The following is a 25,536-nucleotide window of genomic DNA, read 5'->3' as shown; positions in this document are numbered from 1 at the left end:
GCCCTCCCCCGCCCTCCCCAGTATTCATGAGCGAATCGCGCCTCAGCCCCAACTACCGCACGGAGATCGTGCAGGACCTTGCCGACATCGACGCCAACGACTGGGATGCGCTGCTCGCCGCGCAGGCCGAGCCCACGCCATTCCTGCGCCACGCGTTCCTGCAGGCGCTGCACGCCAGCGGCAGCGCCACGGACGAAACCGGATGGTCGCCGCGCTTCCTGGCGCTGTGGGTGCCCGACGGCAAGGAGCCGGGCCGGGACCGGCTGGCCGCGGCAATGCCGCTCTACGCCAAATCCCATTCCTACGGCGAGTACGTATTCGACTGGGCCTGGGCCGATGCCTACCGCCAGCACGGCATCCCCTACTACCCGAAATGGCTGGCCGCGATTCCGTTCACACCGGTGCGTGGCGCGCGGCTGCTGGCCGAGGATGAACTGTCGCGCCGCGTGCTGCTGCGCTTCGCGCTGGCGCTGGCCCAGGAGAGCGAGCTCTCGTCGCTCCACGTGCTGTTTCCGTCGGACCATGAAGCCGACCTGATGGACGAGGCCGGGATGATGATGCGCCACGGCGTGCAGTTCCACTGGTCCAATCCGGGCTACGAGAACTTTGACGCGTTCCTGGCCACGCTATCGCAGAAGAAGCGCAAGAACATCCGCGCCGAGCGCCGTCGCGTGACGGAGGCCGGCATCACGTTCCGCCATCTGCGCGGGGCCGACATCGACGACGATGCGTGGAAGCTGTTCAACCGTTGCTATCGCCAGACCTACCGCGATCACCACTCCACGCCCTACCTGAACCTCGATTTCTTCCGCCGCATCGGCGCGGCGATGCCCGAGCACCTGTTGCTGGTGATCGCCGAGCGCGAAGGCCGCGACATCGCCAGCTCACTGCTGGTCTACGATGCCGATCCGGCGGTCAGCACGCTGTACGGCCGCTACTGGGGCGCGCTGGAACACCATCCCTGCCTGCATTTCGAGACTGCCTACTACCAGCCACTGGAGTTCTGCATCCGCGAAGGCATCGGCACGTTCGAAGGCGGCGCGCAGGGCGAACACAAGATGGCGCGCGGCTTCCTGCCAGTGGCCACGCGCTCCGCGCACTGGCTGGCGCACCCGTCGTTCGCCGACGCGGTCGAGCGCTTCCTGGAGCGGGAGCGTCAGGGGATCGATGCGTATATGGATGAGTTGAACGAGCGGAATCCGTTCGCGGGCGCGCGCGAGTAGCGAGTCGTCCCCCGGCAACAAAAAAACCCGCCAGATGGCGGGTTTCTTCGATAACGCGGTAGGCAGCGAATTACTTCGTGAAGTTCGCCACGCCGTCGCTGATTTCCTTGTGGGCTTCTTCGATGCCAGCCCAGCCTTCCACCTTGACCCACTTGCCGGCTTCGAGTGCCTTGTAGTTCTCGAAGAAGTGCTTGATCTGGTCGAGCGTATTTTGCGGCACATCCGACAGACCCTTCATGTGGGCGGTAGCCGGGCACAGCTTGTCCATGGGGATGGCCACGAGCTTGGCGTCCACGCCCGACTCGTCGGTCATCTTCAGCATGCCCAGTGCACGGCAGCGCACAACGGCGCCGGCCAGGATCGGGAACGGGGTGATGACCAGCACATCCACCGGGTCGCCGTCGCCCGACAGCGTTTGCGGGATGAAGCCGTAGTTGGCCGGGTAGCGCATGCCGGTGCCAATGAAGCGGTCCACGAACAGCAGGCCGGTCTCCTTGTCGGCCTCGTACTTCACGGGATCGCTCTGGGCCGAGATCTCGATGATGACGTTGAAATCGTTGGGAAGGTCCTTGCCCGGGGAGACGAGGTTGAAGCTCATGAGAGTTCTCCGAATGCCTGTGTGTTGGGATGGCCGGCATTATAGCGGTTTGCTTCTTACCTCTGGCTGACATCCGGGTGCCTTGCACGCCCCGCGCGGTGCGCGATAATGCGGCATTCCCGAATTCAGCAATGGCTCCATAACGGAGCCCGTGGAGACCCCGCATGCACGCCCAGCATTTTGTCGCCAACCGCCTGATCGCCCCGGACTCCGGCCTGCGCATCAAGGTGTTCGACCCGTCCAGCGGCCAACCCTTCGCCGAGATCGCCCGCGGCAACGCCACGGACGTCAACGTGGCCGTCCACGCGGCCCGCCGGGCGTTCGACGGCGCCTGGGGCGCGATGTCCCCTGCCGACCGCGTGCGTCTGCTGAACCGCGTGGCGCTCACCTTGATAGCGCATGAGGACGAACTGGCCGCGCTGGAAGCACGCGACACCGGCAAGCCGCTGCGCCAGGCCCGTGCCGACGCACGGGCGGTGGCACGCTACTTCGAGTTCTACGCGGGCGCGGCAGACAAGCTGCATGGTCAGACGATCCCCTATCAGGCCGGCTATACCGTCCTGACCGTGCGCGAGCCGCATGGGGTAACCGGCCACATCATCCCGTGGAACTACCCGCTGCAGATCTTCGGCCGCAGCGTGGGCGCGGCGCTGGCCGCCGGCAACGCGTGCGTGGTCAAGCCGGCCGAGGATGCCTGCCTGTCGCTGCTGCGCGTGGCCGAACTGGCCGCCGAAGCCGGCCTGCCCGAAGGCGCCCTGAACATCGTCACCGGTTACGGCCACGAAGCGGGCGCGGCACTGGCCCGGCACCCCGGCATCAACCATATTTCGTTCACGGGATCGCCCGAAACCGGCAAGCTCGTATCCCAGCTCGCGGCCGAAAACCACGTGCCGGTGACGCTGGAACTCGGCGGCAAGTCGCCGCAGATTGTCTTTGCCGATGCCGACCTCGACGCGCTGCTGCCCGTGGTGGTCAACGGCATCGTGCAGAATGCGGGCCAGACCTGCTCGGCGGGCAGCCGCCTGCTGGTGGAACGGCCGGTCTACGAGGAGTTGCTCGACCGCGTCGCCAGCGTCTTCGAATCGCTGCGCGTGGGCCCCTCGGAACTCGATCTCGAATGCGGCCCGCTGATCAGCCGCAAGCAGCAGCAGCGTGTCTGGGACTTCGTCTCCGACGCACAGCACGCCGGCATCTCCGTGATGGCGCAGGGCCAGATCGTGGCGGAAGCGCCTGAGTCCGGCTACTACCAGGTGCCGATGCTGTTCCGCGACGTGCCGGCCACGCACCGGCTGGCGCAGGAGGAAGTCTTCGGCCCGCTGCTGGCGGCCATGCCGTTCGATACCGAGGACGAAGCCCTGCAACTGGCCAACGGCACCGCGTACGGCCTCGTGGCCGGGGTCTGGACGCGCGACGGCGGGCGGCAGTTGCGCCTGGCGCGCAAGCTGCGCGCGGGCCAGGTATTCATCAACAACTATGGCGCCGGCGGCGGCGTCGAGCTGCCGTTCGGCGGCACCGGCCAGTCAGGCTACGGCCGGGAGAAGGGCTTCGAGGCCCTGTACGGATTCACCACTCTGAAAACCATTGCCATTCAACATGGGTAACATCAATTTCCTGTCGGTCGCGTTCGCCATCTTCTTTTTCTGGATGGCCTGGCACGTGAGAAACAAGCGCGCCACGAACCCGTCCGGCATGCCGCGCCTGCAAGTCTTCAAACGCAAATGGGGCGAGTCGCTGGGGGATCGCATCCACTGGTGCCTTTATGTCGCCCTGCCCTTCCTGCTGGCCATCATGATGGTCGGCAATGCATTGCGGGGCAAAGGCCCCTTCCACTGAGCATCCGTAGCTGGACGGTTACCAGGCGCGGCATGCACCGCGTCCGGACCACAATCACAGGAGACAAACGATGGCCAGACTGTCTGGAAAGGTAGCGGTAGTCACAGGTGGGGGTTCGGGCTTTGGCGAGGGCATCGCGCACACGTTCGCGCGCGAAGGCGCCAGCGTGATGGTGGCCGACCTGAACCTGGAAGCCGCCGAGCGTGTGGCGGCGGCCATCCGCGAGGCAGGAGGCCAGGCGCGCGCGATGCGTGCCGACGTGTCGCAGGGCGATGACGTGGCCGCGATGCGCGATGCGACGCTGGCCGCGTTCGGCGACGTCCACTGCGTGGTCAACAACGCCGGCACGACCCATCGCAACAAGCCGATCCTGGAAGTCACCGAAGCCGAGTTCGATCGCGTCTACGCGGTCAACGTCAAGAGCATCTACTGGTCCGCGCATCACTTCATCCCACATTTCCGCAAGCGCGGCGGCGGCAATTTCGTCAACGTGGCCTCCACCGCCGGCATTCGCCCCCGCCCCGGGCTGGTCTGGTACAACGGCAGCAAGGGCGCGGTCATCGTCGCCAGCAAGGCCATGGCCGCCGAGCTTGGCCCCGACAATATCCGCGTCAACTGCGTCAACCCCGTCATCGGCGCCACCGGCCTGCTCGAACAGTTCATGGGCCTGCCTGACACCCCGGAGAACCGCGCGAAGTTCCTGGCCACAATCCCGATGGGTCGCATGTCGACACCGCAGGACGTGGCCAACGCCTGCCTGTACCTGGCATCAGACGAAGCCGCGTTCATCACCGGCACCTGCATCGAAGTCGATGGAGGACGCTGCGTCTGATCCACGCCCCCGATTCACATCCGATGTGAATCCGAGTTGCCCCCGATTCGTTTTTCCAACCCAGCGGTAACGTCGTATCCCAAAGCAAAACCCGAAAGAGGAGACAGCAATGACAACGACCGCAGTCAGTTCCGGCGCGCAAGACGCCGGCTTCGAGGACGCCACCTACCGCAAGGTGAGCTGGCGCCTGGTGCCCTTCCTGTTGCTCTGTTACGTGGTGGCCTATCTGGACCGCGTCAACGTGGGCTTCGCGAAGCTGCAGATGCTCAACGACCTCAAGTTCAGCGAGACGATCTACGGCCTCGGCGCGGGCATCTTCTTTATCGGCTACTTCATCTTCGAAGTGCCGAGCAACGTGATCCTGCACAAGGTGGGTGCGCGCATCTGGATCGCGCGGATCATGATCACCTGGGGCCTGATCTCGGCGGCGATGATGTTCGTCACCACGCCGATGATGTTCTACGTGCTGCGCTTTCTGCTGGGCGTGGCGGAAGCGGGTTTCTTCCCCGGTATCATCCTGTACCTGACCTACTGGTACCCGGCCAGCCGGCGCGGACGCACGACCACGTACTTCATGACGGCCATCGCGCTGTCCGGCGTGATCGGTGGCCCGCTGTCCGGGTGGCTGATGCAATCGTTCGACGGCCACAACGGCTGGTCGGGATGGCAATGGATGTTCCTGGTCGAAGGCATCCCGTCGATCCTGGTGGGCCTGTGGGTGCTGGCGTATCTCGACGACCGCATCACCCACGCCAAGTGGCTGACCGATGACGAGAAGGCGCTGCTCCAGCGGAATATCGCCAGCGAGGACCAGCACAAGGAAGACCCGCCCGTGGTCCAGGTGCTGTCGAGCCCGCGCGTGTGGCTGATGAGCGCGATCTACTTCAGCTTCGTGATGGGCCTGTATGGCGTGAGCTTCTGGCTGCCGACGATCATCAAGCAGACCGGCGTGAAGGGCGCGCTCGACGTGGGCCTGCTGACCGCGATTCCCTACGGGTGCGCGGTGATCGGGATGATCCTGTTCGCGCGCAGCGCCGACCGTCGCGGCGAGCGGCGCTGGCATATCGCGATTCCGGCGCTGGCCGGCGCGGTGGGTCTGGTGCTGTCGGTGCAATGGCACAGCGACACGACCATGGCGATGGTGGCCCTGACGATCGCCACGATTGGCATCCTGACCACGCTGCCGCTGTTCTGGAGCCTGCCGACGTCCTTCCTGGCCGGAACCGGCGCCGCCGCGGGCATCGCGCTGATCAATTCCCTCGGAAATCTGGCTGGCTTCCTGAGCCCCTACGCGGTGGGCTGGCTCAAGGACATGACGCAAAGTACCGACTCAGGCATGTACCTGCTGGCGGTCTGCATGGTGGTGGGCGCTGCGCTGACGCTGTCGGTGCCGGCGCGGATGGTGAATCAGAAGAAGGATTGAGGGATAGAAGGTTTGGGTTGAAGCGCCGCTCTCCCGTAGGACGGGAGAGCGGCGCCGGCCGAAGCGAACGGCTTACGACTCGCCCAACATCTGCGCCACCGACCCGGCCGCTGCAGCGGCCTTCTCGCCGATCAGCTGCTGCAGCGTGCGCAGCAATTCATCCTCGTTGAACGGCTTGCCCAGGTACACGTTCACGCCAATCTCCGCGGCATAGCGACGGTGCTTCTCCGCAGTGCGCGAGGTGATCATCACCAGCGGCATCTGGCTCGTGCGGCTGTCGGCGCGAACATTGCGCGTCAGGTCGAAACCGTCCATGTTCGGCATCTCGATGTCGACAAGCATCGCATCGGGCATCACCTCCTGTAGCTGACGCAGTGCGTCGACGCCGTCGCGGGCCAGCACTACCTGGTAGCCGGCGCGCGTCAGCAGCCGCTGGCTGGCCTTGCGCACGGTCAGCGAGTCGTCCACCACCATGACGGTCGGCTGTGTGATCAGACCCGCCACGGGCACCGCTTCGCCATTGCCCGCAAACTCGGCCACGGCGCCCATCGTCTCCGGCGCCCGCAGGTGTACCGGCGCGGACGGTGCCACGCCGCCGCGCTCGCGCATCCACCGCTGCGCCAGCACCACGGGGTTGTAGATCAGCACGATCTCGCCATCGCCCAGCGTGGTTGCTCCTGCAATGCCTTCCAGACGAGCCAGATGCGGGCCGATGTGCTTCACCACCACTTCGCGGTTACCGATCACTTCGTCCACGTGCACGGCCACGCGCTCGGCGCCCGAACGCACCACCACCACCGGCGAGTACTTGCGGCCCGACGCCATCGGCGCGGTTTCCTCCAGCAGCGCGCCGAAGTAGTAGAACGGCGCATCCGCGCCCGCAGGACCAAAGCGGCGGGCATTGTAGGCATCGAGCAGCGGCTTTTCGCGCAGCTGGTGCACCTGGTCGATCATGCCGCTCGGGATGGCATACAGGCGTCCGCCCAGCGAGACCAGCAGCACCTGCGTGATAGCCGTGGTCAGCGGCAGATGCACCGTGAAACTGGTGCCCCGTCCAACTTCCGTCGAGAGCGTGATACGGCCACCCAGCGCCACCGTCTCCGATCGCACCACGTCCATGCCAACGCCCCGGCCCGCGAGTTCGGACACCGCATCGGCCGTCGTAAAGCCCGGCGCGAAGATCATCTCGGTCAGGCGTGCGTCGCTGGCATCCTCGTCATGCGCCAGCAGGTGCCGCGCCACCGCCCGTTGACGAATGCGAGCAAGGTCAAGGCCGCCACCGTCGTCGAAGAACGTCAGCACGACCTCGTTGCCTTCCTGCTGCACTTCCAGCGTCAGCGCGCCCGTGGCCGACTTGCCGGCGGCACGACGCGCGTCGGCCGGCTCGATGCCATGCACCACGGCATTGCGGATCAGGTGTTCGATCGGGCCGGCCATGCGGTCCAGCACCGAGCGGTCGATTTCCACCGTGCCGCCCTTGATCAGCAGGCGCACTTCCTTGCCAGTCTCGGTCGCGGATTGCCGCGCCACGCGGTAGAGACGCTCGGCCAGCGCATCGAACTGCACCATGCGAGCCTGCATCAGCCCGCGCTGCAAGCCACGCGTGAGTCGCGCCTGCGCTGCCAGGTCGCCCGACGCGCGGTCAAAGCCGCGCTGCAGGTTCTGCTCCACGGTCGCCACGTCGTTCACCGACTCGGCCATCATCCGCGTCAGTTCCTGGAAGCGCGTGAAGCGGTCGAACTCGAGCGGGTCGAATTCCTGGTTTTGCTGCGCGTCGGCGATGCGCGATGCCATCTGCGTCTCGGCCTGGATTTCGATCTCGCGAAGCTGCATCCGCAGACGCGCGACGTTATCGTTCAGTTCACCGAGGTAGCTGCGCAGCGCCAGCAGTTCGCTATCCAGACGCGCTCGCGTCGCGCCCACTTCACCCGCATCGTTGATCAGCGTATCGAGCGCGCGGGCCTGCACCCGCACCAGCGCGCGCTGGCGATCGGCATCGGTCGGCAGGTTCGCCGGCACCGGCATCGCCTGCGGCGCGGCCGGTAGCAGATCCTGCGTAGGCTGCTGCGTCACGTCCATCGACACCACCGATGTAACCGGCACAGCCGGCACGGCGGATTCGGGCTCGGCCGCGATCAACCCGTTGACCACATCGGCATCGTCCACCGGCAGCAGCCGGCCGCTCTGCAACGCATCAACGTGCGCGAGGATGCGGTCGTACCAGGCATAGAGGCGGCCGAATAACTCCGGCGCCATGCGCTGGCCACGCACGCTCGCTTCGAGCAGCGTTTCCATTTCGTGCGCGGCCTGACCCAGGGCCATCGCGCCAGCCATGCGCGCGCTGCCCTTCAGCGTGTGCAGCCCGCGCAGGATCAGCCCGCCGTGCTGGGTATCGGCAGGTGCGGATTCCCAGGTGCGCAACATCTTGCCGAGGTCGGGCAGACTGCCTTGTGCTTCCTCAAGGAAGATCTCCACCAGTGCCGGATCGAGTGACGAGGCGTCGGTCGACAAGTCGACCTGCGGTGCGTCAAGTACGTCAGGAGCGCCCGGCGATACGTGCGCGACGGCTGCCGACTCATGGCGCGGCGTCGGCAACGAAATCACCACCGCATCATGCACCGGCGTCTCGGCGTCGGCCGGACCGACTGTCGTCAGCGTTGGCGCCGAGACCGGCGGGAGCGATGTGATCGGCGTCAGCTTGACCGGCGGAAGGTTCGTCACCGCGTGCGGCTCGGGCAATTCCCGCAGATCGGCATCATCGGTATCTTCAGCAGGCTGCGACTGACCGAACAATCGCGCGACCGAGCCCACCTGTCCCGACACATCGGTCTCCGGCACCGCTGCGCGCGGGCGCATCAGCGCTCGCTCGCCAAAATCGTTCAGGTCGCGGACGACCGCGGCATCGGCATCAGGCCAGATGCCCGCGGCGAACTGGTGCAGCATGCCACGCAGCCGTTCGACGGCCTGCTCCAGCAAGCGGAAATCGCCCGGATGCATCGCGACCGGGTGCCGGCCCAGCAGCAGCAGAAGCTGCTCCAGCGCCTCGGCGATCTCGCGCACCGGCTCCAGGCCCACCGTCGACGCGCTGCCCTGCAGCGTGTGAGCCACGCGCAGCGCAAGCTCGCTCGGACAAGGATGTTCCTCGTGCTTCCACTCGGACAGATCGGTCGCGAACTGCCGCAGCAGATCGTCGGCTTCCTGCAGGTAGACGTTGTAGAGCGGCAGTCCGATCCGGACCGGGCCAATCACCTTGTAGTTGTCGTCGTCGCTGGCGAGTCCGCCGGACAGGCGGAACGGCAGCACGTTGTCCTCGGCCGGAACCTCCTCCGCAGCCACATCTGGCTGCGCGGCCGGCAGCGTCAGCAGCGCATCGAGCGGGTCCAGCGGCGCAGTTGCGTCGACGGCAGCGGCGGCGGCAGCGTGGGCCGGCGCCGAGTCTGGATCGCGCACACGCTGCGCGGCGGCAACGAGTCCAGCGATGTCCCGTACGGTCGACGGGTCCTGCTGCAACGCCTGCGCCCATTCGCGCAGCAGATCGTGCGCCTGGTGCAGCAGCACAAGCAGTTCGGGCTGCGGCTCGCGTGCTTCGGCAATCCACAGATTCATGACCTGTTCGACGGCCCACGCGGCTTCGCCGTAGCGGCTCAGGCCAACCATGCGGCTGGAGCCCTTGAGCGTATGGAAGCCGCGACGCACGCGGCTCAGCACATCGGTATCGCGCAGTGCCTCGAGCCCGCCCTGCACGTCGGCGGCGATACTCCCGAGCACCTCTTCGGCCTCGGAGAGGAAAATCTCAAGCAGCTCGGCGTCGATCGCTTCGGCATCCACCGGCATCGGCGCGGCGGCCGGCGCCACGGTGGCTGCCGGTGCTGCAGCCGTCGCCGGCAGTGGATCGGCCAGTGCCACGATCATACGTTCGGCCGCCGAATCGCTGCCGGCTAGCCATGCATGGAGTTGCGTGGTGGCTTCGCTGGCCTGACGCCGCAGCGCCGCATCGTCGTCGATGGCGGCCTGATCGGAGACCGCCTGCAACGCACCACGCAGGCGCTGGATCTCTGGCGAGTCGGCGCCTGCCGCCACGCGGATCGCATCCATGGCCGCGCCACGCGCCACCGCCAGCACGCCCTGCGGCGCCGGATCGCGATGCTGCAAGTCCGCGTAGATGTCGTCTTCCGTGACATCGGCCTTGGCCCGTCCAAACTCCAGCAGATCGGCAAAGGCATGTACCGCGCCAAGCTCGGCGGCGATATCGGACAGCATCGCGATGCGCGACGCTTCCTCGACAGTTCCGGGCAGGACTTCCAGCCACCGCAGCACGGTCCGCACCGCTTCCAGCGCCGCCTCCGCCGCTTCGTCGATGCCATCCCGCATCGCCGCGCTGACGTACACGCGCTCGAGCGTGGCAAGCAGGGATTCGAATGCCTGTCTGGCATCGGCCAATGCTTCGCTGGCGTCAGGACGCGCCGCGTTGCGATCATACGTATCGAGCCATGATTCGCCGCTGTCGAGTTGCGCGCGCAACTGAGCGACCGCTTCCGCACGCATTGCCTGGGCACTGGCGGCCTCGACCATCCCGGCGAGCCAGGCCGGTGCCTGGGCATCGGGATTGGCCAGGCAGGCAGCCAGCGCGTCGCAGCGCTGCGCGAATTCCTGTGCCGATGCGTGACCTGACTTGCCATGCACACGCCACGGCATTGCCAGCGCCTGCGACAGGAACAGCGCCACGCCAGCACGGCCCAGCGCGTCGTTCGACGGACGGCGGCCCGCATGAGCAGCCACCGCGGTCAGGCATTGCTCCAAAGCCGGTTGAGCAAGCGGCAGCGCCGCTTCGGCGAGCGAGGCCACCGCCAGCTCCCAGCCGGCCTGATCCTCGCCTGCCGCACGCTCGATCGACCGCGCGGCCTGCTGCAGATTGCGGGTGTCGATGGCATCGAGCCAGCCGTAGTAGCGCTGGCGGAAGTCGGCACGCGCCACCACATGCGCCGGGTCGACACGATATGCCTGCAGGCTGCGAGCGATATCGGCGCGCAGCACCTGCACGGCAACTTGCACGGCGGGCGTCGCGATGTCGTCGGATTCATCGGCGGCCAGCCCGGTGCTGACCAGGAAGAAAATCGCATCGTTCAACAGCGCCTGCGGCACGCGCACCTGGCCTTGCAGGTACTGGCGCACCAGCAGGTGCGTGCGTGCAGCGAAACGCTTGGCCAGCAGATCGGACGGCAGCAGGCCATGAGCGAGGCCACGGAACACCATGGCCAGCGTATGCCAGATACCGCGATCAGGCGTGTCTGTGGCGCGGCGCGCCTCCTGCTCCTGGTTGCGCACGTCGTCGAGCGCCAGTTGCAGCGGCAGCCAGGCCTCGCGCAGCATGGACGTGTCCGGGCACGGCGCGGGCAAGCGCAGCGCGCGCAGCAAGGCAGCCTCGAAGCGCTGGCGCGCCCGGGTGACGGCCGATGCCGAAAGCGTAGGCAGCACGATACCCGGCAGCATCTGCAGCTCATCGAGCCACAGGTCCGCCGGATGCACGCGCTCTTCCTTCATCAGGTTCAACGCGGTGGCATAGGGCTGGTACAGGCGCAGCGGGTCTTCGGCATCGCCCGCCATCAGGTCGTCGACGTACTCGGCCAGCGCCTGCGCGCCGGTGCGGAACACCACGAGCGTTTCCTGGCTGGCGGGCACCGTGCCGGCGTCGATGGCCTCGAGCAGGCGGCGCAATGCCTGGCAATAGGCATCCACGCCGCGCAGCCCGACGATATGCACCGCGCCTGCGGCCTGATGCAGTTGCTGGCCGGCCAGCCGCAGCGAAGTGGTATCGCGCGCGCCCAACGCCTCCGGCGTCTGCTGGATCTCGTCCACGTAGTGGCCGAGTTCGATGGCGGCATCGTCGAGCGCGGTACGCAGGCTTGGCGCGAGCCAGGCCAGCACCGACAGGTCGCGCTGCGGCGCGGCGGGTGCCTCCGCCGCCGGAACGGGAGCAGGCTCCGGCGTGGATGACAGTTGCGCCGCGGCCGCCTCGGCCACTTCGCTCGACAGGATGGTATTGAAAGACATGACCAGTTCCGTTGCGCCCTTGCGGGCGGCCGTCAGGCGATCTTGAACCGCGATACCGAGTTACGCAGCTCTTCGGTCAGTGCGGTCAGCTGGCGCACCGACGCGGCGGTCTGGCGCGTGCCGGCGGTGGTCTGCGCGGTCACTTGCAGGATGCCGTCGATGTGGCGGGCCACGTTGGTGGCCAGGCCCGCTTCGTGCGATGTGGTCTGCGAGATCTGTTCGATCAGCTCGGCGAGCTGGCGCGACACGCGACCGATCTCGACCAGTGCGGCACCCGCGTTATCGGACAGGCGCGCGCCCTCGACCACGCCCTGCGTGCTCTGCTCCATGGCGTGCACGGCGTCCTGGGTGTCGGTCTGAATCGTGCGGATCAGCGCGCCGATCTGCTTGGTTGCCTCGCCCGAACGTTCGGCCAGACGCTGCACCTCTTCCGCCACCACCGAGAAGCCGCGGCCGGCTTCGCCTGCGGAAGCCGCCTGGATGGCGGCGTTCAGTGCCAGCACGTTGGTCTGTTCGGTAATGTCCGAGATCAGCTCGACGATTTCACCGATCTCCTGCGACGATTCGCCCAGACGCTTGATCCGCTTGGACGTTTCCTGGATCTGCTCGCGAATGCCGTTCATGCCCGCGATCGCGTTCTGCACGGCGTGCTGGCCCTGCTCCGCCGCGGCCAGCGATGCGCGTGCCACGTTGGCCGATTCGGCCGCACCGCGTGAAACCTGCGTGATGCGGTCCGCCATCTCCACCACGGATTCGCCGGTCTGACGAATCTGGCGCGACTGCTGCTCGGTCGTGGTGGCCAGTTGCACCGAGGTTTCCTGCACCTGCGTCGAGGCGTGCTGCACGTCTCCAGCGGTCTGCTGCACGCGGCCCACCAGTTCCTTCAGTTCTTCCACCGTGTAGTTCACCGAGTCGGCGATGGCGCCAGTGATGTCCTCGGTCACGGTGGCCTGACGCGTCAAGTCACCGTCAGCAATGTCCTGCAGCTCATTCATCAGCTGCAGAATGGCCTTCTGGGTGGCGTCGTTGTTGCGCTTTTCATCGAGTCGGCGCGCTTCGGCTTCGTGCTCGCGCGCCTCGGCTTCGAGCGCCCGGACGCGCGAGTCGCGCAGGTAGAGGGCCGCGAGACCGGCCAGGCACAGCAGCGTGGCCAGCGCGGAGATAACCATCGCGCCCAGTGTCCAGGGGCGGAAGCGCACATCCTGCGCATAGGCCGACTGCAACGCCGACAACTCGCCGCGCAGGGCTTCGTTGTCGTTGAAGATCTGCTGCTGGGCGCGCTTGGCGGCGATCAGGCCAGGCAGGTTCTGCAGAATCGTCTGCGTGGTCTTCTGCACGGCGTCGAAGCGCTGCGAAAGCTGCTGCAGGTAGCTGCGCGTCTCGGCATCGTGCGCGGCGGTCAGACGCAGCGCTTCGGAGCCGTTGATCAGGCCGTCGAGTGTTTCGCGGAACGTGTTGGTGTCCTTGCCAAGCAGGAACGCGGTTTCAGGGTTGACGCCTTCGCCCGAGAGGAACTCGTTGAGGTTCTTGCCCAGACGCTGCGTCAGCATCACCAGCTGAGCGGAAGCCGCCACCTCACGTGTATTGGCACCCGACTGCAGCTTGATGGCCGCCACCTGTTCGGCGGCTTCGAGCAGTTCGGGGTTGGACGCGTTGAAGATCTGCAGCGTCTGGCCGATCGTCGTCAGAATGGCCTGCTGGGCGAGCACGTCGGCGGCGCTCTTCTCGGAACGCTTCCACGAGCCCATCGCCTTTTCCAGCAGCGGCTCGCCCGGCCCGCTCGTGGCCCGCACATGCTTCTCGTCGCTGCCGTTCTGCAGCGCCAGCATGTCGGTGGTCAACTGCTCTTTCGACTCTCGCAGCTGCTTGAACGCCTGGGCGTTACCGAGCAGCGCCACAGGCACCGCCTTACCGAGACGCTGCGAGTGCATCAGCATGTCGCCGGTCACCTCGATCTGCGCCGCGCCGTTGCTGGCCTGCCGGTTATCAAGGTACACGGAGGCGAGCAGCGCCGACAGCGACACCACCACGCCCACGGTCAGCGCGCGCTGCTGCGCCGAGAACGGCATCCGCATCAGCCAGCCCGACATCATCTCGACAGGGGTCTGGCCAAGGCCGCCCTGCTGTCTGGCCGCGCCGGCCGCCGCAAACGCGGCGCCACCCGGCGCCGCCACTTCTGCGGCAGCGCCCGCGGCTGCGGTGCGGCGACCCAGGCCGATCTTCTTGATACCCATAGCAACCCTCTGTTCGTTCGTTATTATGAAGCCGCTTCAGAATGATTCCGGCGTCGTTGCGGGGCCTTGCCAACCCACTTGTACTGTCTGCGGCCCCGCGCCCAGCCAGAACCACTGCGCTTCATTCTGAAACGGCTTCATTTCCAGATTCCGCTGATCAAGCCACGGTACGGCCGGCCTGCAGAAACACAGGCGACGCCAGCAACTGCCCGATATCAAGCACCTGCCAGCCACGCCCCTCCCTGTCCGCGAAGCGCAAGCCCTGCCAGCCTTCGGGTTCCTCACCCTGAGCCGGCGTCAGATCCGCCGCATGGCGCAGACCCAGCACGCGCGTGGCGATGATGCCGCACGCACGTTCGACGTGACGCGACAGGACGACGATCTTGCTGCCCGGCTGTACCGGCGTGGGGCCGTCGCCACAGAACATGGCGAAATCGATCACGCCCAGCAGGTTGCCGCGCGCGTTGACCAGGCCGCGATACCAGGGCTGCGTCAGCGGCACGCCGGCAGGCTGGCGCATCTCGATCACCTCGCCGGTTTCCAGCAACGGCAGCAGCCAGTTGCGCTGGCCCACCACCACACCCAGGTAGCTATCGACGGCCGGCAGGTTGCGCGCGTCGCGCAGACGTCGGGCCAGCATGGCCTGGTAATCCTGCAGGCGGGTCTGGCGGGCACGAAGGTCTTGGCGCGGCGCGTTCATGATGGGGATACCGGTAGGTGAAACCTTGGGGCAGTGGTGCCGGAGCGCGTTGCCCGCTTGCTGATGGGCTGGCTGGCTCAGTTCGCCAGCGCGGCGATCTTCGACAGCAGTTCCTCGCTGTCCACCGGCTTGACGACGTAGTCCGACGCGCCCTGCCGCATGCCCCAGATCCGGTCGGTTTCCAGGCCCTTGCTGGTGCACATGATCACGGGGATGTCCTTGAAGCGGTCGTCGCGCTTGATCGCGCGCGTGGCCTGGTAGCCGTTCTGACCCGGCATCACCACATCCATCAGGATCAGGTCGAAAGCGTCCGCCTCGAGCCGGGCCATGGCCTGGTCGCTGTTGCCGGCCACGGAAACCTTGAAGCCCTTCTTGCCGAGCAGGTCGGACATGAACAGGGCTTCGGTGGGCGAATCGTCGACGATAAGGATTTTGCTGATGGTCATTGTCTTGTTCCTGGATGCTTCGGGCGGCCGGTTGTCAGGCCGCCACGGCCGCACCCTCGTCGGCCACGCAACCCGTCAGGCAGGACTGGACGGCCTGCAGCAGGGCTTCGCGGGAAAAGGGCTTGGCAAGATGGTTATGCGCGCCGACAAGCTTGCCGCGCGAACGGTCGAACACGCCGTCGCGAGACGACAGCATGATCACGGGAATGGCGTGGAAGCGTGGGCTCTTCTTGATGAGAGAGCAGGTCTGGTAGCCGTCCAGACGGGGCATCAGGATGTCGCAGAAGATGACGTCCGGGCGCAGGTCGCCAACCTTGGCGAGCGCCTCGAATCCGTCCTCGGCCAGCATGACCTGATAGCCAGCGTTCGTCAGGAAGATTTCCGCCGTGCGGCGGATGGTGCTGGAGTCGTCGATGACAAGAATCTTGCCCGACACCCTGCGGCCCGACACCGCAGATGCCTCGTCGGCGCCGGCATCGGCACCGATTCTGACCCCGTCGACAGACTTGCTGTCTATTTCTGTTTGCGTGACCCGCATGTTGTTCCCGCGACCAACTGCCCGCAGAGAAGCACGGACGCCGGCATTCACTTGAGAACTCCCGCACGGCATCACCCATGGCGTGCCGGCGGCCCCCGATTTCAACTTTCCCAATCAACAAACCCGGCTACCCGGCCGGTCCGGCGGCGCGTTCTGACTGCTCGCGCCTGCCTTGCTGGAAGCCGCCTTGACCTGGCGGCTCCTTTTATTCTTGTAGCTGCATACCACCGCGCTCAGCCTGCGTGCGCAGGCCGGACCGGGGTGCAGTTTTGCCGCAAAGTGTGACAATTCATAGTTAGGCCGTCAATCCGGGGCTTCCGGCCCGGCCTGTCGAACTGTCTCTTTCCCGCGACGGGAAACGGTTACGGCGAATGGCTTCAGATCGCCACCATCTCGAAATCTTCCTTGCGCGCGCCGCATTCCGGACAGGTCCAGTTGATGGGCACGTCTTCCCATTTGGTACCCGGGGCGATGCCGTCTTCCGGCGCGCCAGCGGCTTCGTCGTAAATCCAGCCGCAGATCAGGCACATCCAAGTCTTGTATTCCATATGCAGGCTCTTGCCAGTCTCCATTAAAATCAAGCGCAGATGGTACCGAATCAGCGCCGATGACGCCACCCATGCCCCGGCGCGTTCACACCAGTTTCGTTTGCGTTCGCGCATGTTAGCGTGCAGATGCCGCCCGAACGGCACGCAATTCACCCGATTTGCTCATATTTTGAGCATTTCGAAGCCGACGCGGCCCCCGGCCGGACGCATGTTTTTCCTCCTGAATCCTTTTCAGCCAGATTCCCATGTCCCGTAACCAGCAGCTTTTCGATCGCGCCCAGCAGACCATTCCCGGCGGCGTCAACTCGCCCGTCCGCGCCTTCCGTTCGGTGGGCGGCACGCCGCGCTTTATCACCCGCGCCGAGGGCGCCTATATGTGGGATGCCGACGGCCAGCGCTATATCGACTACATCGGCTCCTGGGGCCCGATGATCGTCGGCCACGCGCATCCGGACGTGGTGCGCGCCGTGCAGGAGACCGCCACCCAGAGCTTCTCGTTCGGCGCGCCGACCGAGGCCGAAATCGACATGGCCGAGGAAATCTGCAAGCTCGTGCCGTCGATCGAGCAGGTGCGCCTGGTGTCGTCGGGCACCGAGGCCACCATGAGCGCGCTGCGCCTGGCACGCGGCTTCACCGGCCGCGACCTGATCATCAAGTTCGAGGGCTGCTACCACGGCCATGCCGACAGCCTGCTGGTCAAGGCCGGCTCGGGCCTGCTGACGTTTGCCGACACCACGCAGAACGCGCCGTCGTCGGCGGGCGTGCCGGCTGATGTCACGCGGCACACGATGGTGCTGGAGTACAACAACGTCACCCAGCTCGAGGAAGCGTTCGCGCGCCACAAGGGCGAGATCGCCGCCGTGATCGTGGAGCCGGTGGCCGGCAACATGAACCTGGTGCGCGCCAGCGAGGCATTCCTGACCGCGATGCGCAACCTGTGCAGCGAACACGGCAGCGTGCTGATCTTCGACGAGGTGATGACGGGCTTCCGCGTGGCGCTTGGCGGCGCGCAGGCGCACTACGGCATCAAGCCGGACATGACCTGCCTGGGCAAGGTGATCGGCGGCGGAATGCCGGCGGCGGCGTTCGGCGGCCGGCGCGACATCATGGCCAAGCTTGCGCCGCTGGGTGGTGTCTATCAGGCCGGCACGCTCTCCGGCAACCCGCTGGCCGTGGCCGCCGGCCTGACCACGCTGCGCCTGATCCAGGCCCCGGGCTTCTACGACCGCCTGGCCACGCAGACGCGCAAGCTGGCCGACGGCCTGACCGCGGCCGCCCGCGAGGCTGGCGTGCCATTCTGCGCGGACGCGATCGGCGGCATGTTCGGCATCTACTTCACCAACGAAGTGCCCGGCAGCTTCGCCGAGGTGACCAAGGCCGACGTGGGCCGCTTCAACCGCTTCTTCCATGCCATGCTGGCCGAAGGCGTCTACCTGGCGCCATCGGCCTTCGAGGCCGGCTTTGTCTCGGCCAAGCATGACGATGCGATCATCGAGGCGACGGTGGCTGCCGCCGCCAAGGCCTTCAAGGCTGGCTGACCGCCCCGCTCACGGTATCCATCGCATCGAACATCGCCGCGAGCTGGTTCACCAGTTCCGGCGATGCGCGGGTCATCGGCGCGCGCAGCTCATCGCGCAACCAGCCCTGACGCGCCAGCAGCGCCTTGATCGGCCCCGGGTTCGGCTCCGCGAAGAGCGTCTGGATCAGCGGCATCAATGCGTAGAACAAGCGGCGCGCCTCGTCCAGCCGACCCTCGGACACGGCGCGCCAGATCGCCACGAACCGCTCCGGATGGAAGTGCGCGCAAGCGATGATCGCGCCCTGCCCGCCCAACGCCAGCGTGCCAAGAAGCTGGTGATCCTCTCCCGCCAACACCGCCAGCCTGCCATCGGCGATCAGCGCCTGCGTGTTCAGGGCATTGCCGCCGCAATCCTTGATCGCGCCGATATTGCCGTGATCAGCCAGCGTCAGCAGCGTCTCCAGCGTCAGCGTCGTGCCGGTTCGGTACGGAATGTCATAGAGCACGAGCGGGGCGCGCGAGGCATCTGCCAGTCGCCGGAAGTAGTCGCGCAATCCGTCCTGCGACGGACGGATGTAGTACGGCGCGGGGGCCAGCACGCCCGCCAGCGGCCGTTCGTTGCAGCGGCCCAGGCGTGCCAGCACATGGCCCAGATGGTTGCCAGCCAGACCCATGATCACCGGTAGCCCGTTGGCGCATTCGAGCACCGTGTCGAGCACAGCCAGTTGCTCGGGCTCCTCCAGCGCAGCCGCCTCGCCAGTGCTGCCGCATACGACGAAGCCGGTGATGCCCGTTACGCTGAAGTGGCCAACCAGACGCTGCAAGGCGTCGAAATCGACTTCGCCACGATGAAAAGGGGTCACGAGCGGCAGCCAGATGCCGCGAAAACCAGGATGGGACTGCGTGTTCTGCATGAAAGGACTCCGGATCGACCGATTCGGAAACCGTCAGAGCGCGACGCGGCAGGACACGGGGAATGCAAACGCGGGCAGATCGCCCCTTCGACCGGTACTGTTCCGTCGCCCATCTGACGGAACAGTGCGCTCCGGTCAGACGAGCGACTGTTTTTTGGCTTTGGCGCGCGCGGCCTGACCCACGCCCTGGAGGGCGATGCGAGTCGTGGAGGCATTGGATACGCGCGGCATGGGGGAGAATCTAGCCGGCACGGCGGGCGTGGTCAAGTGCCCGGATACCAATCCAGCGCCCTGCCCGCTTGCCGGAGCGTGGCGCCTTGACAGCTTTTGACAATGTACGGCAATCACCCTGCGCTACACTTCAACGTTATCGACCCCTGACATTTGCCGGAGCCCTAGATGCGCGCTGCCTCTTCCACCGCCCTGTTCCGCTGGCTGGCGATCGCCATGCTGGCAAGCCTGCTCTCCGCCTGTGGCTACAACGACTTCCAGGCCAAGGACGAAGCCGTCAAGGCGGCATGGGGCGAGGTCATTAACCAGTACCAGCGCCGCGCTGACCTGATTCCGAACCTGGTCGCCACGGTCAAGGGCTACGCCACACACGAACGCGAGACGCTTGAAGCCGTCACCAAGGCACGCGCCGAGGCCACCAGCATCAAGGTCACGCCCGAGACCCTCAACGATCCCGAGGCTTTCGCGCGGTTCCAGCAGGCCCAGGGACAACTGACCAGCGCGCTGTCGCGCCTGCTGGCCGTCTCCGAGAACTACCCGCAGCTGAAGGCCGACGCCTCGTTCCGCGACCTGCAATCGCAACTCGAAGGCACCGAGAACCGCATCACGGTGGCGCGCCAGCGCTACATCGCAGCCGTGCAGGATTACAACGTGCTGGCACGCAGCTTCCCGACCAACCTCACGGCGATGATCTTCAAGTACCCGGTCAAGCCGTCGTTCACCGTGGAGAACGAGAAGGCCATCTCCACGCCGCCCGCCGTGAAGTTCTGATACCACGACCATCATGATGCGCAAGGCCGTCGTTTTCTGGTTCCTGGCGCTGATGCTGGCGCTCCCGGCATGGGCAGCGGACGGCTTCGTCGCCGTCCCCGCGCTCACGCAACGCGTGACCGATCTGACCGGGACGCTGAGCGCCGATCAGCGCAGCTCGCTCGAAAACGTGCTGGCCGAATACGAGCAGCAGCGCGGCAGCCAGATCTTCGTGCTGATGGTGCCGACCACCGCGCCGGAGACGATCGACGCCTACAGCATCCGCGTGGCGGACGCTTGGCGCGCGGGCCGCAAGGGCGTCGACGATGGCGTGATCGTGCTGATCGCCAAGGACAATCCGCCCGGACTGCGGCGGATGCGCATCGAAGTGGGCCGTGGCGTGCAGGGGTCGCTGACCGATGCCATGTCGAATCGCGTCCTTCAGGACGTGATGGCTCCCCATTTCCGGCAAAACGATTTCTACGGCGGACTCTCCGCCGGCATTTCCGCCATCCAGGCATTGATCGACAAGGAAGGACTGGCCGCGCCCAACCGCGCGCGCCAGACGCCCACCGAGAACGTGGCCAACTGGCTGCCGGTGCTCTTCCCGCTGGCGATCATCGTGTTCTTCTTCCTGTCCGCCATCCTGCGCAGTAGCCGCGGCCCGCATGTCGTCACCGGCCGGCGCGGCTGGCCCGACGTCACCGCCGGCGGGCTCGGCGGCATGACCGGTTACGAAATCGGCCGCCGTTGGGGCGGTGGAGGTGGCGGTGGCGGTGGCTTCGGCGGAGGCGACTCCGGCGGTGGCTTCAGTGGCGGTGGCGGCGGCGGCTTCGACGGCGGCGGCTCATCCGGCAACTGGTAACGGAGAGACCATCATGAAAAAGGCCAGCCATCCGCGTCCGCCGTTTCATCAGTCGCTCAAGCGCGCGCTGCGGCATATCGGCACGGGTCACAGCGTCGCGCGCAGGGCGTTTCCCGACGAGGCACGGCACCAGCTCCAGGTGGCCGTGCACACGGGCGAGCAGCATCATCGCGGCGAGGTGCGCGTCGTCATCGAGGCCAATCTGCCCCTCTCGCTGGCCTGGCGCGGCGTGACGCCGCGCGCCCGCGCCCGCACGCTGTTCGGCGCACTCGAAGTGTGGAACACCGAGGACCATACCGGCGTGCTGCTGTACATCAACCTGGCCGACCATGCGGTGGAACTGCTGGCCGATCGCGGCATCGACGCACGCGTGAAGCCCGAGGCCTGGCATGACATCTGCGCCCATCTGGCGCAAGGCCTGGCGCGAAACGTGTCGGTGGAGCCGGTGCTCGAAGCCATCGCGCAGATTCACACGCTGCTGACGCGCCATTTCCCGGCCAGTGGTGGCAACAATCCCAACGAACTCGACGATCGACCGATCGTGCTCTGACCTGTCACGCAACCGGGCGGAGCCATGCCCCGCCCGCGTTGCGCATCAGCGGCGGCCGCTGGCCGACACCACCGAAACCGATTGCGACCCACTGCGCGTCGCCTCGATCACCAGAATGAAAATCAGCACCACAGCTGTCAGCGCGAAGACCGCATAACCCATGTTGTCGCCTTCCAGCGCGAGCAGCGTCGGCGAGTAGGTGCGGCCGGTGCAGATCATGGTGCCCGCCGTCATGCCCGTGTAGTGCATCCCGCAGACCGCCACGGCCATCACCAGCGCGGCGCCGATCTGCTGCGCCACGGTCTTCACGTTGGTGGCCAGCCACAGGCCGACCGCGGACACGACAATGGCGATCAAGGCGGACAGCGCCACGATGAACAGATCCCACTCGAACACGCTGTTGGTGTGAATCGCGGCCATGCCGGTGTAGTGCATCACCACCACGCCGGTGCCCGTCAGCACGCCGCCCTTGATCGTATTGGTCAGGGGATTACCCGTGGGACTCGATGCCTTCGCCAGACCGGCGGCGGCAAACACCATCACGGCCAACAGCGAAGCCAGCGTGACCAGCAGGCTAAATTCCATATGGGTCGGCGTCTGATACGCGACCATGCCGATAAAGTGCATCGCCCAGACCGCGCCACCGCCGAGCGCGACGCTCGCGCACATCAGGCGATCCACATCCAGGCGGCCGTTCGGTTTTCGGATACCCCGGCACCATCGCAACGCCACGTAGGCCCCGCACGCGGAGATCAGGAAGGACAGGCCCACCATGAGCCAGTTGTACGAATACGGCACGACTGCGCCGGGGACGGCTGCAAATCCGTTAAACATGTAGACCCCTCGTAGGACACCGACTGTTTTCCGCCTTCGGGCGAAGGCGTCGTTGTTACGGCAAAGACATCTTGGGAATGCAATGCGTCGACAGCAGGTGATGCGGCGGATGCGCGCGAGGATAAGGACTGCAGTGGCCCTTTCTTAATGATTTCTTACTGCGGATGCCCCCGCGCGGACGCTCCGTCCGGGGGAGTATGGCGGGCGTGCGGGAGCACGCCAATAACCCATTTCGAGTAATTCCGGACGCCAGAAAAACCGCTGCGGCCGGAGGTTTCGAGGCGCCAACGGGGCGTTAAGATCGGCGCCTCCCGGAGAACGCTCAGGAGCGTTTTTCCATCAAGTACCAGATGGCAGCAAGCACCTGGATCACCACCAGCCCGGCCCACACCATCAGGTGCGCCGACGCCGGGTAACGGTCGCCATTCAATGGGAAGAAATCGAGCACGAAGCCGATGCCCACCTGGAACACGAAGGTGGCCAGGAACACGGTCAGCGTCATGGCAGTGGTGGCCCGGCCAATCAGTGCGTCGGGAAAGCGTCGCGCCAGCAGCGCGTACGTCAGGATGCCGGTGGAGCCGAACACACCGTACAGCGCCCACAGCAGCCCCAGCGGCAGGAATGGCAGCCGGGCCATCAGCAGCAACTGGATCACGATGAAGCCGATCATGCCGGAGCCGGCCAGCGCATACAGGCTGATGCCACGGCGCTCCAGGTGACGCGCGGCCCAGCCCGCGCCGATGCAACCGGCCATCATCGCAAACCCGATCACCGACACCAGACGCGCGCTCTCGCCGGGCCCCAGATCCTGCACATCGCGCATGAACGCGGTGACCCAAAGCGTCTGCACCGCCAGGAAAATGCCCTGGTTCAGCAGCGTCAACGGCACCACGCGCCAGAAGCGCTCGCTGCTCAGGATCTGCCGCGTGCCACGCAACTGTTCGGCAAAGCTCTCCTTGCCCTGGCGCTTCACGTCGGGCACGCCAAACCAGAGCAGCGCGGCCATGCCGAACGATATGACGGCCATGCCGGCGCTGATGGTGCGCCAGTCGGTCCATGACAGCAGCCACGACAGCGGCGCACCCACGACCACCGCACCCAGCCCGCCGATGGCCATGACCAGCCCGTTCAGCAATGGCATGCGCGACAGCGGAAACCACATCGACAGCGCCTGGATCGCGGCGCCCAGGCAGACCGATACGCCCACGCCGATCATCGCCCGCCCGGCAGCAAGCCCCACCATCCCCGGCGCCCAGGCAAACACGAGCGAGCCCGCCACGGCCAACATCAGCATGACGGCCTCGGTACGGCGCGGGCCGAAGCGGTCGAGCAGGATGCCGGCCGGCAACTGGGCGCAGGCAAACCCGAGGAAATAGAAGCTCGTGAGCAGCCCGAGATCGCCTGCGGTAAGTCCCAGTTCGCGCGTCAGATAGGGCGCGAAACCGAGATTGACACCCCGGAACACATAAGAGACCAGGAAGCCGAGCGAGAAGAACGCCAGCACGCGCCAGCGCGCGCCAGACGCATGGTTAGGCTGGGAGGCCATGTCAGTGGCCGGATTGGTAGTGGATGCAGTCATGCATGCATTGTCGTCACCGGCATGGTGCAAGACCAGCGAAAGATACCTGCGGCAATTGTGAGTAGAATTTGACGACCATGACCGATTCGCGCCCCCCGCGTCACTCGCGCTCCCCCCATCTGCCCCCGCTTCAGGCGCTTCGCGCACTGGAGGCGGCCACGCGCCACCGCAGCTTCACCCGCGCAGCCGAGGAGTTGGCCCTGACGCATAGCGCCATCAGCCACCACATCCGCGCGCTCGAGAGCAACCTTGGCACCAAGCTATTCCAGCGCACTGGCCTCAACATGACGCCGACCAGCGCCGGCACGCGCCTGGCCGAACAGGTGCGCGGCGCGCTTGACCAGCTTGAATCGGCCCTGCGGGAAGCCGGCAGCGTGTCAGGCCCACCCGTGGTGCAACTGCAGGTCAGTGTGATGGCAGACCTTGCCAACGCCTGGCTGATCCGCCGGCTGCCGAGCCTGCACGCACAGGCGCCCGAGCTCGATCTGCATCTGCGGCTGCATGCGGAGATTTCGCCGCCCGACCCCTACGCGGTAGACGTCGGCATCTGGCACCAGCGCGTGGACCTTCCCGGCTTCGAATGCCACAACCTCCTCGAGGACTACGTGATCGCCGTGGCCAGCCCTGCGCTGCTGGCGCGGTATCCGGGCTTCACTGTGGCGGACCTGCCCAGGCTGCCGATGCTGCGTTTCGCGCTCCGGCCATGGCGCGACTGGCTGCTGCTGGCCGGCCTGCCGCCCGACGAACCCGTGCGGGGGCCGATCTTCCAGGATGCCGGCCTGATGCTGCAATCGGCCGTGGCCGGCCTGGGCGTGGCCACCGCTCGCGCGCAGCTCGCGCACGACTACATCGCCAGCGGACAACTCGTGCAGATCGGCACCACGCGGATTCCATCGAGCCTGCATTACTGGGTGACCTGGCGCGAAGGCAATCCGCGCGAAAAGGCGATCCTGCGCTTTCATGCCTGGCTCAAGGAGCAGATTGCCGGCATTGCGCCGGAAAATGACTCTCAATTGTGAAACAGGTTGCGCATTTAGTTGGATAGCCAGTTTCAGAATTGCAACCATCTGACTCCGAAACTGGCAAATGCGTCCCTTACCCCTCCGAACTCATCCGTAAAGGCGAGGGCAAGTGAGAAAAATAGACCAAACGATGGACTGGAGCCGATATTTTCCCGATGAAATGGGCTCGGCATCGAGAATGAGTTTCAGCAACTTCCGGATTCTCCCTGGCGCAGGTCCCAGGCCAAGACTTATCTCAAGGCAAGTCGTCCAGAAAAGTATCAGAAGAGAGACATCAGTCCCATGAAATTTTTCTACAGAATGACTTCCAGAGAAACGTGCTGATCGTATTAAACACCCCCGTCGAGGGGTAAAAACATGCAATGGCGAGCATATGGGCTAATCAATTATGGGGACTAGCCCCTGGGCGAACGCCGTGCGCCTGCCGATCATCAATCGCGCCAAGGTTTCATCAACGAAACACTTTTTGCGACGCCATCCTGCAATTTCCACGCACAAAAATGAAAATCCTTAAAAATCATGTGCTTAGCGAGATTGAGAGATCCACGACTATATTCCCGTCAAAGGGCTGATTCCAGGGACGGGTCAGTCGTGCGGCGCCGGAGTGCTCCCAGGCAATTCGATCCGCAAATAAGCGATGGACCGACGCAGTGATGCGCGGATCCAATCCGCGTGGTGGCATCTGGCGCAACAGCCGGGTGCCACCACGACGTCATAGTCCCGGGGTTTCTTTTCGTAGTTTGCGGCCTATTGGGGTAAGCAGTCAGTCCGGAAGGCCGGCCGGGAAAATGCTTGCGGGAAAACGGGAATCGGCGAATCCAACAGCCGGAATCCGGGGGTTAGTCA

Annotated in this window: 20 protein-coding genes; 10 read left to right on the top strand and 10 right to left on the bottom strand. The window is 65.8% G+C overall.

What is annotated here, in order from left to right; all coding sequences use genetic code 11:
- Positions 1–26: 26 nt before the first annotated feature.
- Complete coding sequence (locus WD006_RS02690) at positions 27–1,223, top strand: GNAT family N-acetyltransferase (protein ID WP_286879678.1); 1,197 nt, start codon at positions 27–29, stop codon at positions 1,221–1,223.
- A 70-nt stretch (positions 1,224–1,293) separates the two neighbouring features.
- Here the strand turns inward: WD006_RS02690 and ppa are convergent, their stop codons facing one another.
- Positions 1,294–1,821 carry an inorganic diphosphatase gene (gene ppa / locus WD006_RS02685; RefSeq protein ID WP_008643591.1) on the bottom strand — a complete coding sequence of 176 codons (528 nt, stop codon included), beginning with the start codon at positions 1,819–1,821 and terminating at the stop codon, positions 1,294–1,296.
- 164 nt (positions 1,822–1,985) lie between these two features.
- Here ppa and WD006_RS02680 point away from each other — a divergent pair, with 164 nt between their 5' ends.
- From WD006_RS02680 to WD006_RS02665, 4 genes are all read left to right on the top strand, one after another.
- A complete protein-coding gene (locus WD006_RS02680; RefSeq protein WP_286879677.1) occupies positions 1,986–3,422 on the top strand; it encodes an aldehyde dehydrogenase family protein in 1,437 nt (478 codons plus the stop codon).
- Entirely contained in the window at positions 3,415–3,654 is a 240-nt protein-coding gene (locus tag WD006_RS02675) for a hypothetical protein (protein WP_008643588.1), read from the top strand. The genes WD006_RS02680 and WD006_RS02675 overlap by 8 nt, the downstream gene beginning before the upstream one ends.
- Before the next feature lie 70 nt (positions 3,655–3,724).
- Entirely contained in the window at positions 3,725–4,486 is a 762-nt protein-coding gene (locus tag WD006_RS02670) for an SDR family oxidoreductase (protein ID WP_008643586.1), read from the top strand.
- A 109-nt stretch (positions 4,487–4,595) separates the two neighbouring features.
- Positions 4,596–5,909: an MFS transporter gene (locus WD006_RS02665; protein ID WP_286879675.1), complete on the top strand. Its 1,314-nt coding sequence runs from the start codon at positions 4,596–4,598 to the stop codon at positions 5,907–5,909.
- Positions 5,910–5,981: 72 nt separating this feature from the next.
- Here WD006_RS02665 and WD006_RS02660 read toward each other — a convergent pair whose 3' ends face one another.
- From WD006_RS02660 to WD006_RS02635, 6 genes are all read right to left on the bottom strand, one after another.
- The gene (locus tag WD006_RS02660) at positions 5,982–11,960 is read right to left on the bottom strand and encodes an Hpt domain-containing protein (protein ID WP_286879674.1); all 5,979 of its coding nucleotides are present in this window, start codon (positions 11,958–11,960) and stop codon (positions 5,982–5,984) included.
- A 32-nt stretch (positions 11,961–11,992) separates the two neighbouring features.
- Positions 11,993–14,194, bottom strand: coding sequence for a methyl-accepting chemotaxis protein (locus WD006_RS02655; protein ID WP_286879673.1), 2,202 nt, complete (start codon positions 14,192–14,194; stop codon positions 11,993–11,995).
- Positions 14,195–14,351: 157 nt separating this feature from the next.
- A complete protein-coding gene (locus WD006_RS02650) occupies positions 14,352–14,894 on the bottom strand; it encodes a chemotaxis protein CheW (protein ID WP_008644881.1) in 543 nt (180 codons plus the stop codon).
- 77 nt (positions 14,895–14,971) lie between these two features.
- Positions 14,972–15,340: a response regulator gene (locus WD006_RS02645; protein WP_008644878.1), complete on the bottom strand. Its 369-nt coding sequence runs from the start codon at positions 15,338–15,340 to the stop codon at positions 14,972–14,974.
- A gap of 34 nt (positions 15,341–15,374) precedes the next feature.
- On the bottom strand, positions 15,375–15,878 hold the full coding sequence (locus tag WD006_RS02640) for a response regulator (protein WP_008644875.1): 504 nt from the start codon (positions 15,876–15,878) through the stop codon (positions 15,375–15,377).
- A gap of 377 nt (positions 15,879–16,255) precedes the next feature.
- On the bottom strand, positions 16,256–16,426 hold the full coding sequence (locus WD006_RS02635) for a rubredoxin (RefSeq protein WP_008644874.1): 171 nt from the start codon (positions 16,424–16,426) through the stop codon (positions 16,256–16,258).
- Between the two features lie 245 nt (positions 16,427–16,671).
- On the opposite strand from WD006_RS02635, the gene hemL reads away from it, so the two are divergent.
- Complete coding sequence (gene hemL / locus WD006_RS02630) at positions 16,672–17,964, top strand: glutamate-1-semialdehyde 2,1-aminomutase (RefSeq protein WP_286879672.1); 1,293 nt, start codon at positions 16,672–16,674, stop codon at positions 17,962–17,964.
- Here hemL and dapA read toward each other — a convergent pair.
- Complete coding sequence (gene dapA, locus WD006_RS02625) at positions 17,951–18,859, bottom strand: 4-hydroxy-tetrahydrodipicolinate synthase (RefSeq protein WP_286879671.1); 909 nt, start codon at positions 18,857–18,859, stop codon at positions 17,951–17,953. The two genes, hemL and dapA, sit on opposite strands and share 14 nt — an antisense overlap.
- Positions 18,860–19,258: 399 nt before the next feature.
- On the opposite strand from dapA, the gene WD006_RS02620 reads away from it, so the two are divergent.
- The 3 genes from WD006_RS02620 to WD006_RS02610 are packed head-to-tail and all read left to right on the top strand — an operon-like array spanning position 19,259 to position 21,255.
- Positions 19,259–19,861 (top strand): LemA family protein, encoded by a 603-nt coding sequence (locus WD006_RS02620; RefSeq protein ID WP_008644868.1) that lies wholly within the window; start codon positions 19,259–19,261, stop codon positions 19,859–19,861.
- Positions 19,862–19,874: 13 nt separating this feature from the next.
- Positions 19,875–20,705, top strand: a complete 831-nt coding sequence (locus WD006_RS02615; RefSeq protein WP_008644866.1) for a TPM domain-containing protein — start codon at positions 19,875–19,877, stop codon at positions 20,703–20,705.
- A gap of 13 nt (positions 20,706–20,718) precedes the next feature.
- On the top strand, positions 20,719–21,255 hold the full coding sequence (locus WD006_RS02610) for a TPM domain-containing protein (protein ID WP_011515520.1): 537 nt from the start codon (positions 20,719–20,721) through the stop codon (positions 21,253–21,255).
- A gap of 45 nt (positions 21,256–21,300) precedes the next feature.
- Here WD006_RS02610 and WD006_RS02605 read toward each other — a convergent pair whose 3' ends face one another.
- Both WD006_RS02605 and WD006_RS02600 read right to left on the bottom strand, forming a co-directional pair.
- Positions 21,301–22,089: an MHYT domain-containing protein gene (locus tag WD006_RS02605; protein ID WP_008644862.1), complete on the bottom strand. Its 789-nt coding sequence runs from the start codon at positions 22,087–22,089 to the stop codon at positions 21,301–21,303.
- A gap of 322 nt (positions 22,090–22,411) precedes the next feature.
- Positions 22,412–23,668 (bottom strand): MFS transporter, encoded by a 1,257-nt coding sequence (locus WD006_RS02600; protein ID WP_035881473.1) that lies wholly within the window; start codon positions 23,666–23,668, stop codon positions 22,412–22,414.
- Between the two features lie 77 nt (positions 23,669–23,745).
- On the opposite strand from WD006_RS02600, the gene WD006_RS02595 reads away from it, so the two are divergent.
- A complete protein-coding gene (locus WD006_RS02595) occupies positions 23,746–24,687 on the top strand; it encodes a LysR substrate-binding domain-containing protein (RefSeq protein ID WP_286879668.1) in 942 nt (313 codons plus the stop codon).
- Positions 24,688–25,536 lie beyond the last annotated feature (849 nt).

This window comes from Cupriavidus sp. Met-2 (assembly GCF_049843575.1).
GTDB classification, from domain to species: domain Bacteria; phylum Pseudomonadota; class Gammaproteobacteria; order Burkholderiales; family Burkholderiaceae; genus Cupriavidus; species Cupriavidus metallidurans.
This window is presented reverse-complemented; position numbering and strand designations above follow the sequence as displayed.

What these genes read in the sequence shown, in the direction of transcription:
- WD006_RS02690 (WP_286879678.1), top strand. Translation starts at nt 27, where the DNA reads ATGAGCGAATCGCGCCTCAGCCCCAACTACCGCACGGAGATCGTGCAG.
- ppa (WP_008643591.1), bottom strand. Translation starts at nt 1,821, where the DNA reads ATGAGCTTCAACCTCGTCTCCCCGGGCAAGGACCTTCCCAACGATTTC.
- WD006_RS02680 (WP_286879677.1), top strand. Translation starts at nt 1,986, where the DNA reads ATGCACGCCCAGCATTTTGTCGCCAACCGCCTGATCGCCCCGGACTCC.
- WD006_RS02675 (WP_008643588.1), top strand. Translation starts at nt 3,415, where the DNA reads ATGGGTAACATCAATTTCCTGTCGGTCGCGTTCGCCATCTTCTTTTTC.
- WD006_RS02670 (WP_008643586.1), top strand. Translation starts at nt 3,725, where the DNA reads ATGGCCAGACTGTCTGGAAAGGTAGCGGTAGTCACAGGTGGGGGTTCG.
- WD006_RS02665 (WP_286879675.1), top strand. Translation starts at nt 4,596, where the DNA reads ATGACAACGACCGCAGTCAGTTCCGGCGCGCAAGACGCCGGCTTCGAG.
- WD006_RS02660 (WP_286879674.1), bottom strand. Translation starts at nt 11,960, where the DNA reads ATGTCTTTCAATACCATCCTGTCGAGCGAAGTGGCCGAGGCGGCCGCG.
- WD006_RS02655 (WP_286879673.1), bottom strand. Translation starts at nt 14,194, where the DNA reads ATGGGTATCAAGAAGATCGGCCTGGGTCGCCGCACCGCAGCCGCGGGC.
- WD006_RS02650 (WP_008644881.1), bottom strand. Translation starts at nt 14,894, where the DNA reads ATGAACGCGCCGCGCCAAGACCTTCGTGCCCGCCAGACCCGCCTGCAG.
- WD006_RS02645 (WP_008644878.1), bottom strand. Translation starts at nt 15,340, where the DNA reads ATGACCATCAGCAAAATCCTTATCGTCGACGATTCGCCCACCGAAGCC.
- WD006_RS02640 (WP_008644875.1), bottom strand. Translation starts at nt 15,878, where the DNA reads ATGCGGGTCACGCAAACAGAAATAGACAGCAAGTCTGTCGACGGGGTC.
- WD006_RS02635 (WP_008644874.1), bottom strand. Translation starts at nt 16,426, where the DNA reads ATGGAATACAAGACTTGGATGTGCCTGATCTGCGGCTGGATTTACGAC.
- hemL (WP_286879672.1), top strand. Translation starts at nt 16,672, where the DNA reads ATGTCCCGTAACCAGCAGCTTTTCGATCGCGCCCAGCAGACCATTCCC.
- dapA (WP_286879671.1), bottom strand. Translation starts at nt 18,859, where the DNA reads ATGCAGAACACGCAGTCCCATCCTGGTTTTCGCGGCATCTGGCTGCCG.
- WD006_RS02620 (WP_008644868.1), top strand. Translation starts at nt 19,259, where the DNA reads ATGCGCGCTGCCTCTTCCACCGCCCTGTTCCGCTGGCTGGCGATCGCC.
- WD006_RS02615 (WP_008644866.1), top strand. Translation starts at nt 19,875, where the DNA reads ATGATGCGCAAGGCCGTCGTTTTCTGGTTCCTGGCGCTGATGCTGGCG.
- WD006_RS02610 (WP_011515520.1), top strand. Translation starts at nt 20,719, where the DNA reads ATGAAAAAGGCCAGCCATCCGCGTCCGCCGTTTCATCAGTCGCTCAAG.
- WD006_RS02605 (WP_008644862.1), bottom strand. Translation starts at nt 22,089, where the DNA reads ATGTTTAACGGATTTGCAGCCGTCCCCGGCGCAGTCGTGCCGTATTCG.
- WD006_RS02600 (WP_035881473.1), bottom strand. Translation starts at nt 23,668, where the DNA reads ATGACTGCATCCACTACCAATCCGGCCACTGACATGGCCTCCCAGCCT.
- WD006_RS02595 (WP_286879668.1), top strand. Translation starts at nt 23,746, where the DNA reads ATGACCGATTCGCGCCCCCCGCGTCACTCGCGCTCCCCCCATCTGCCC.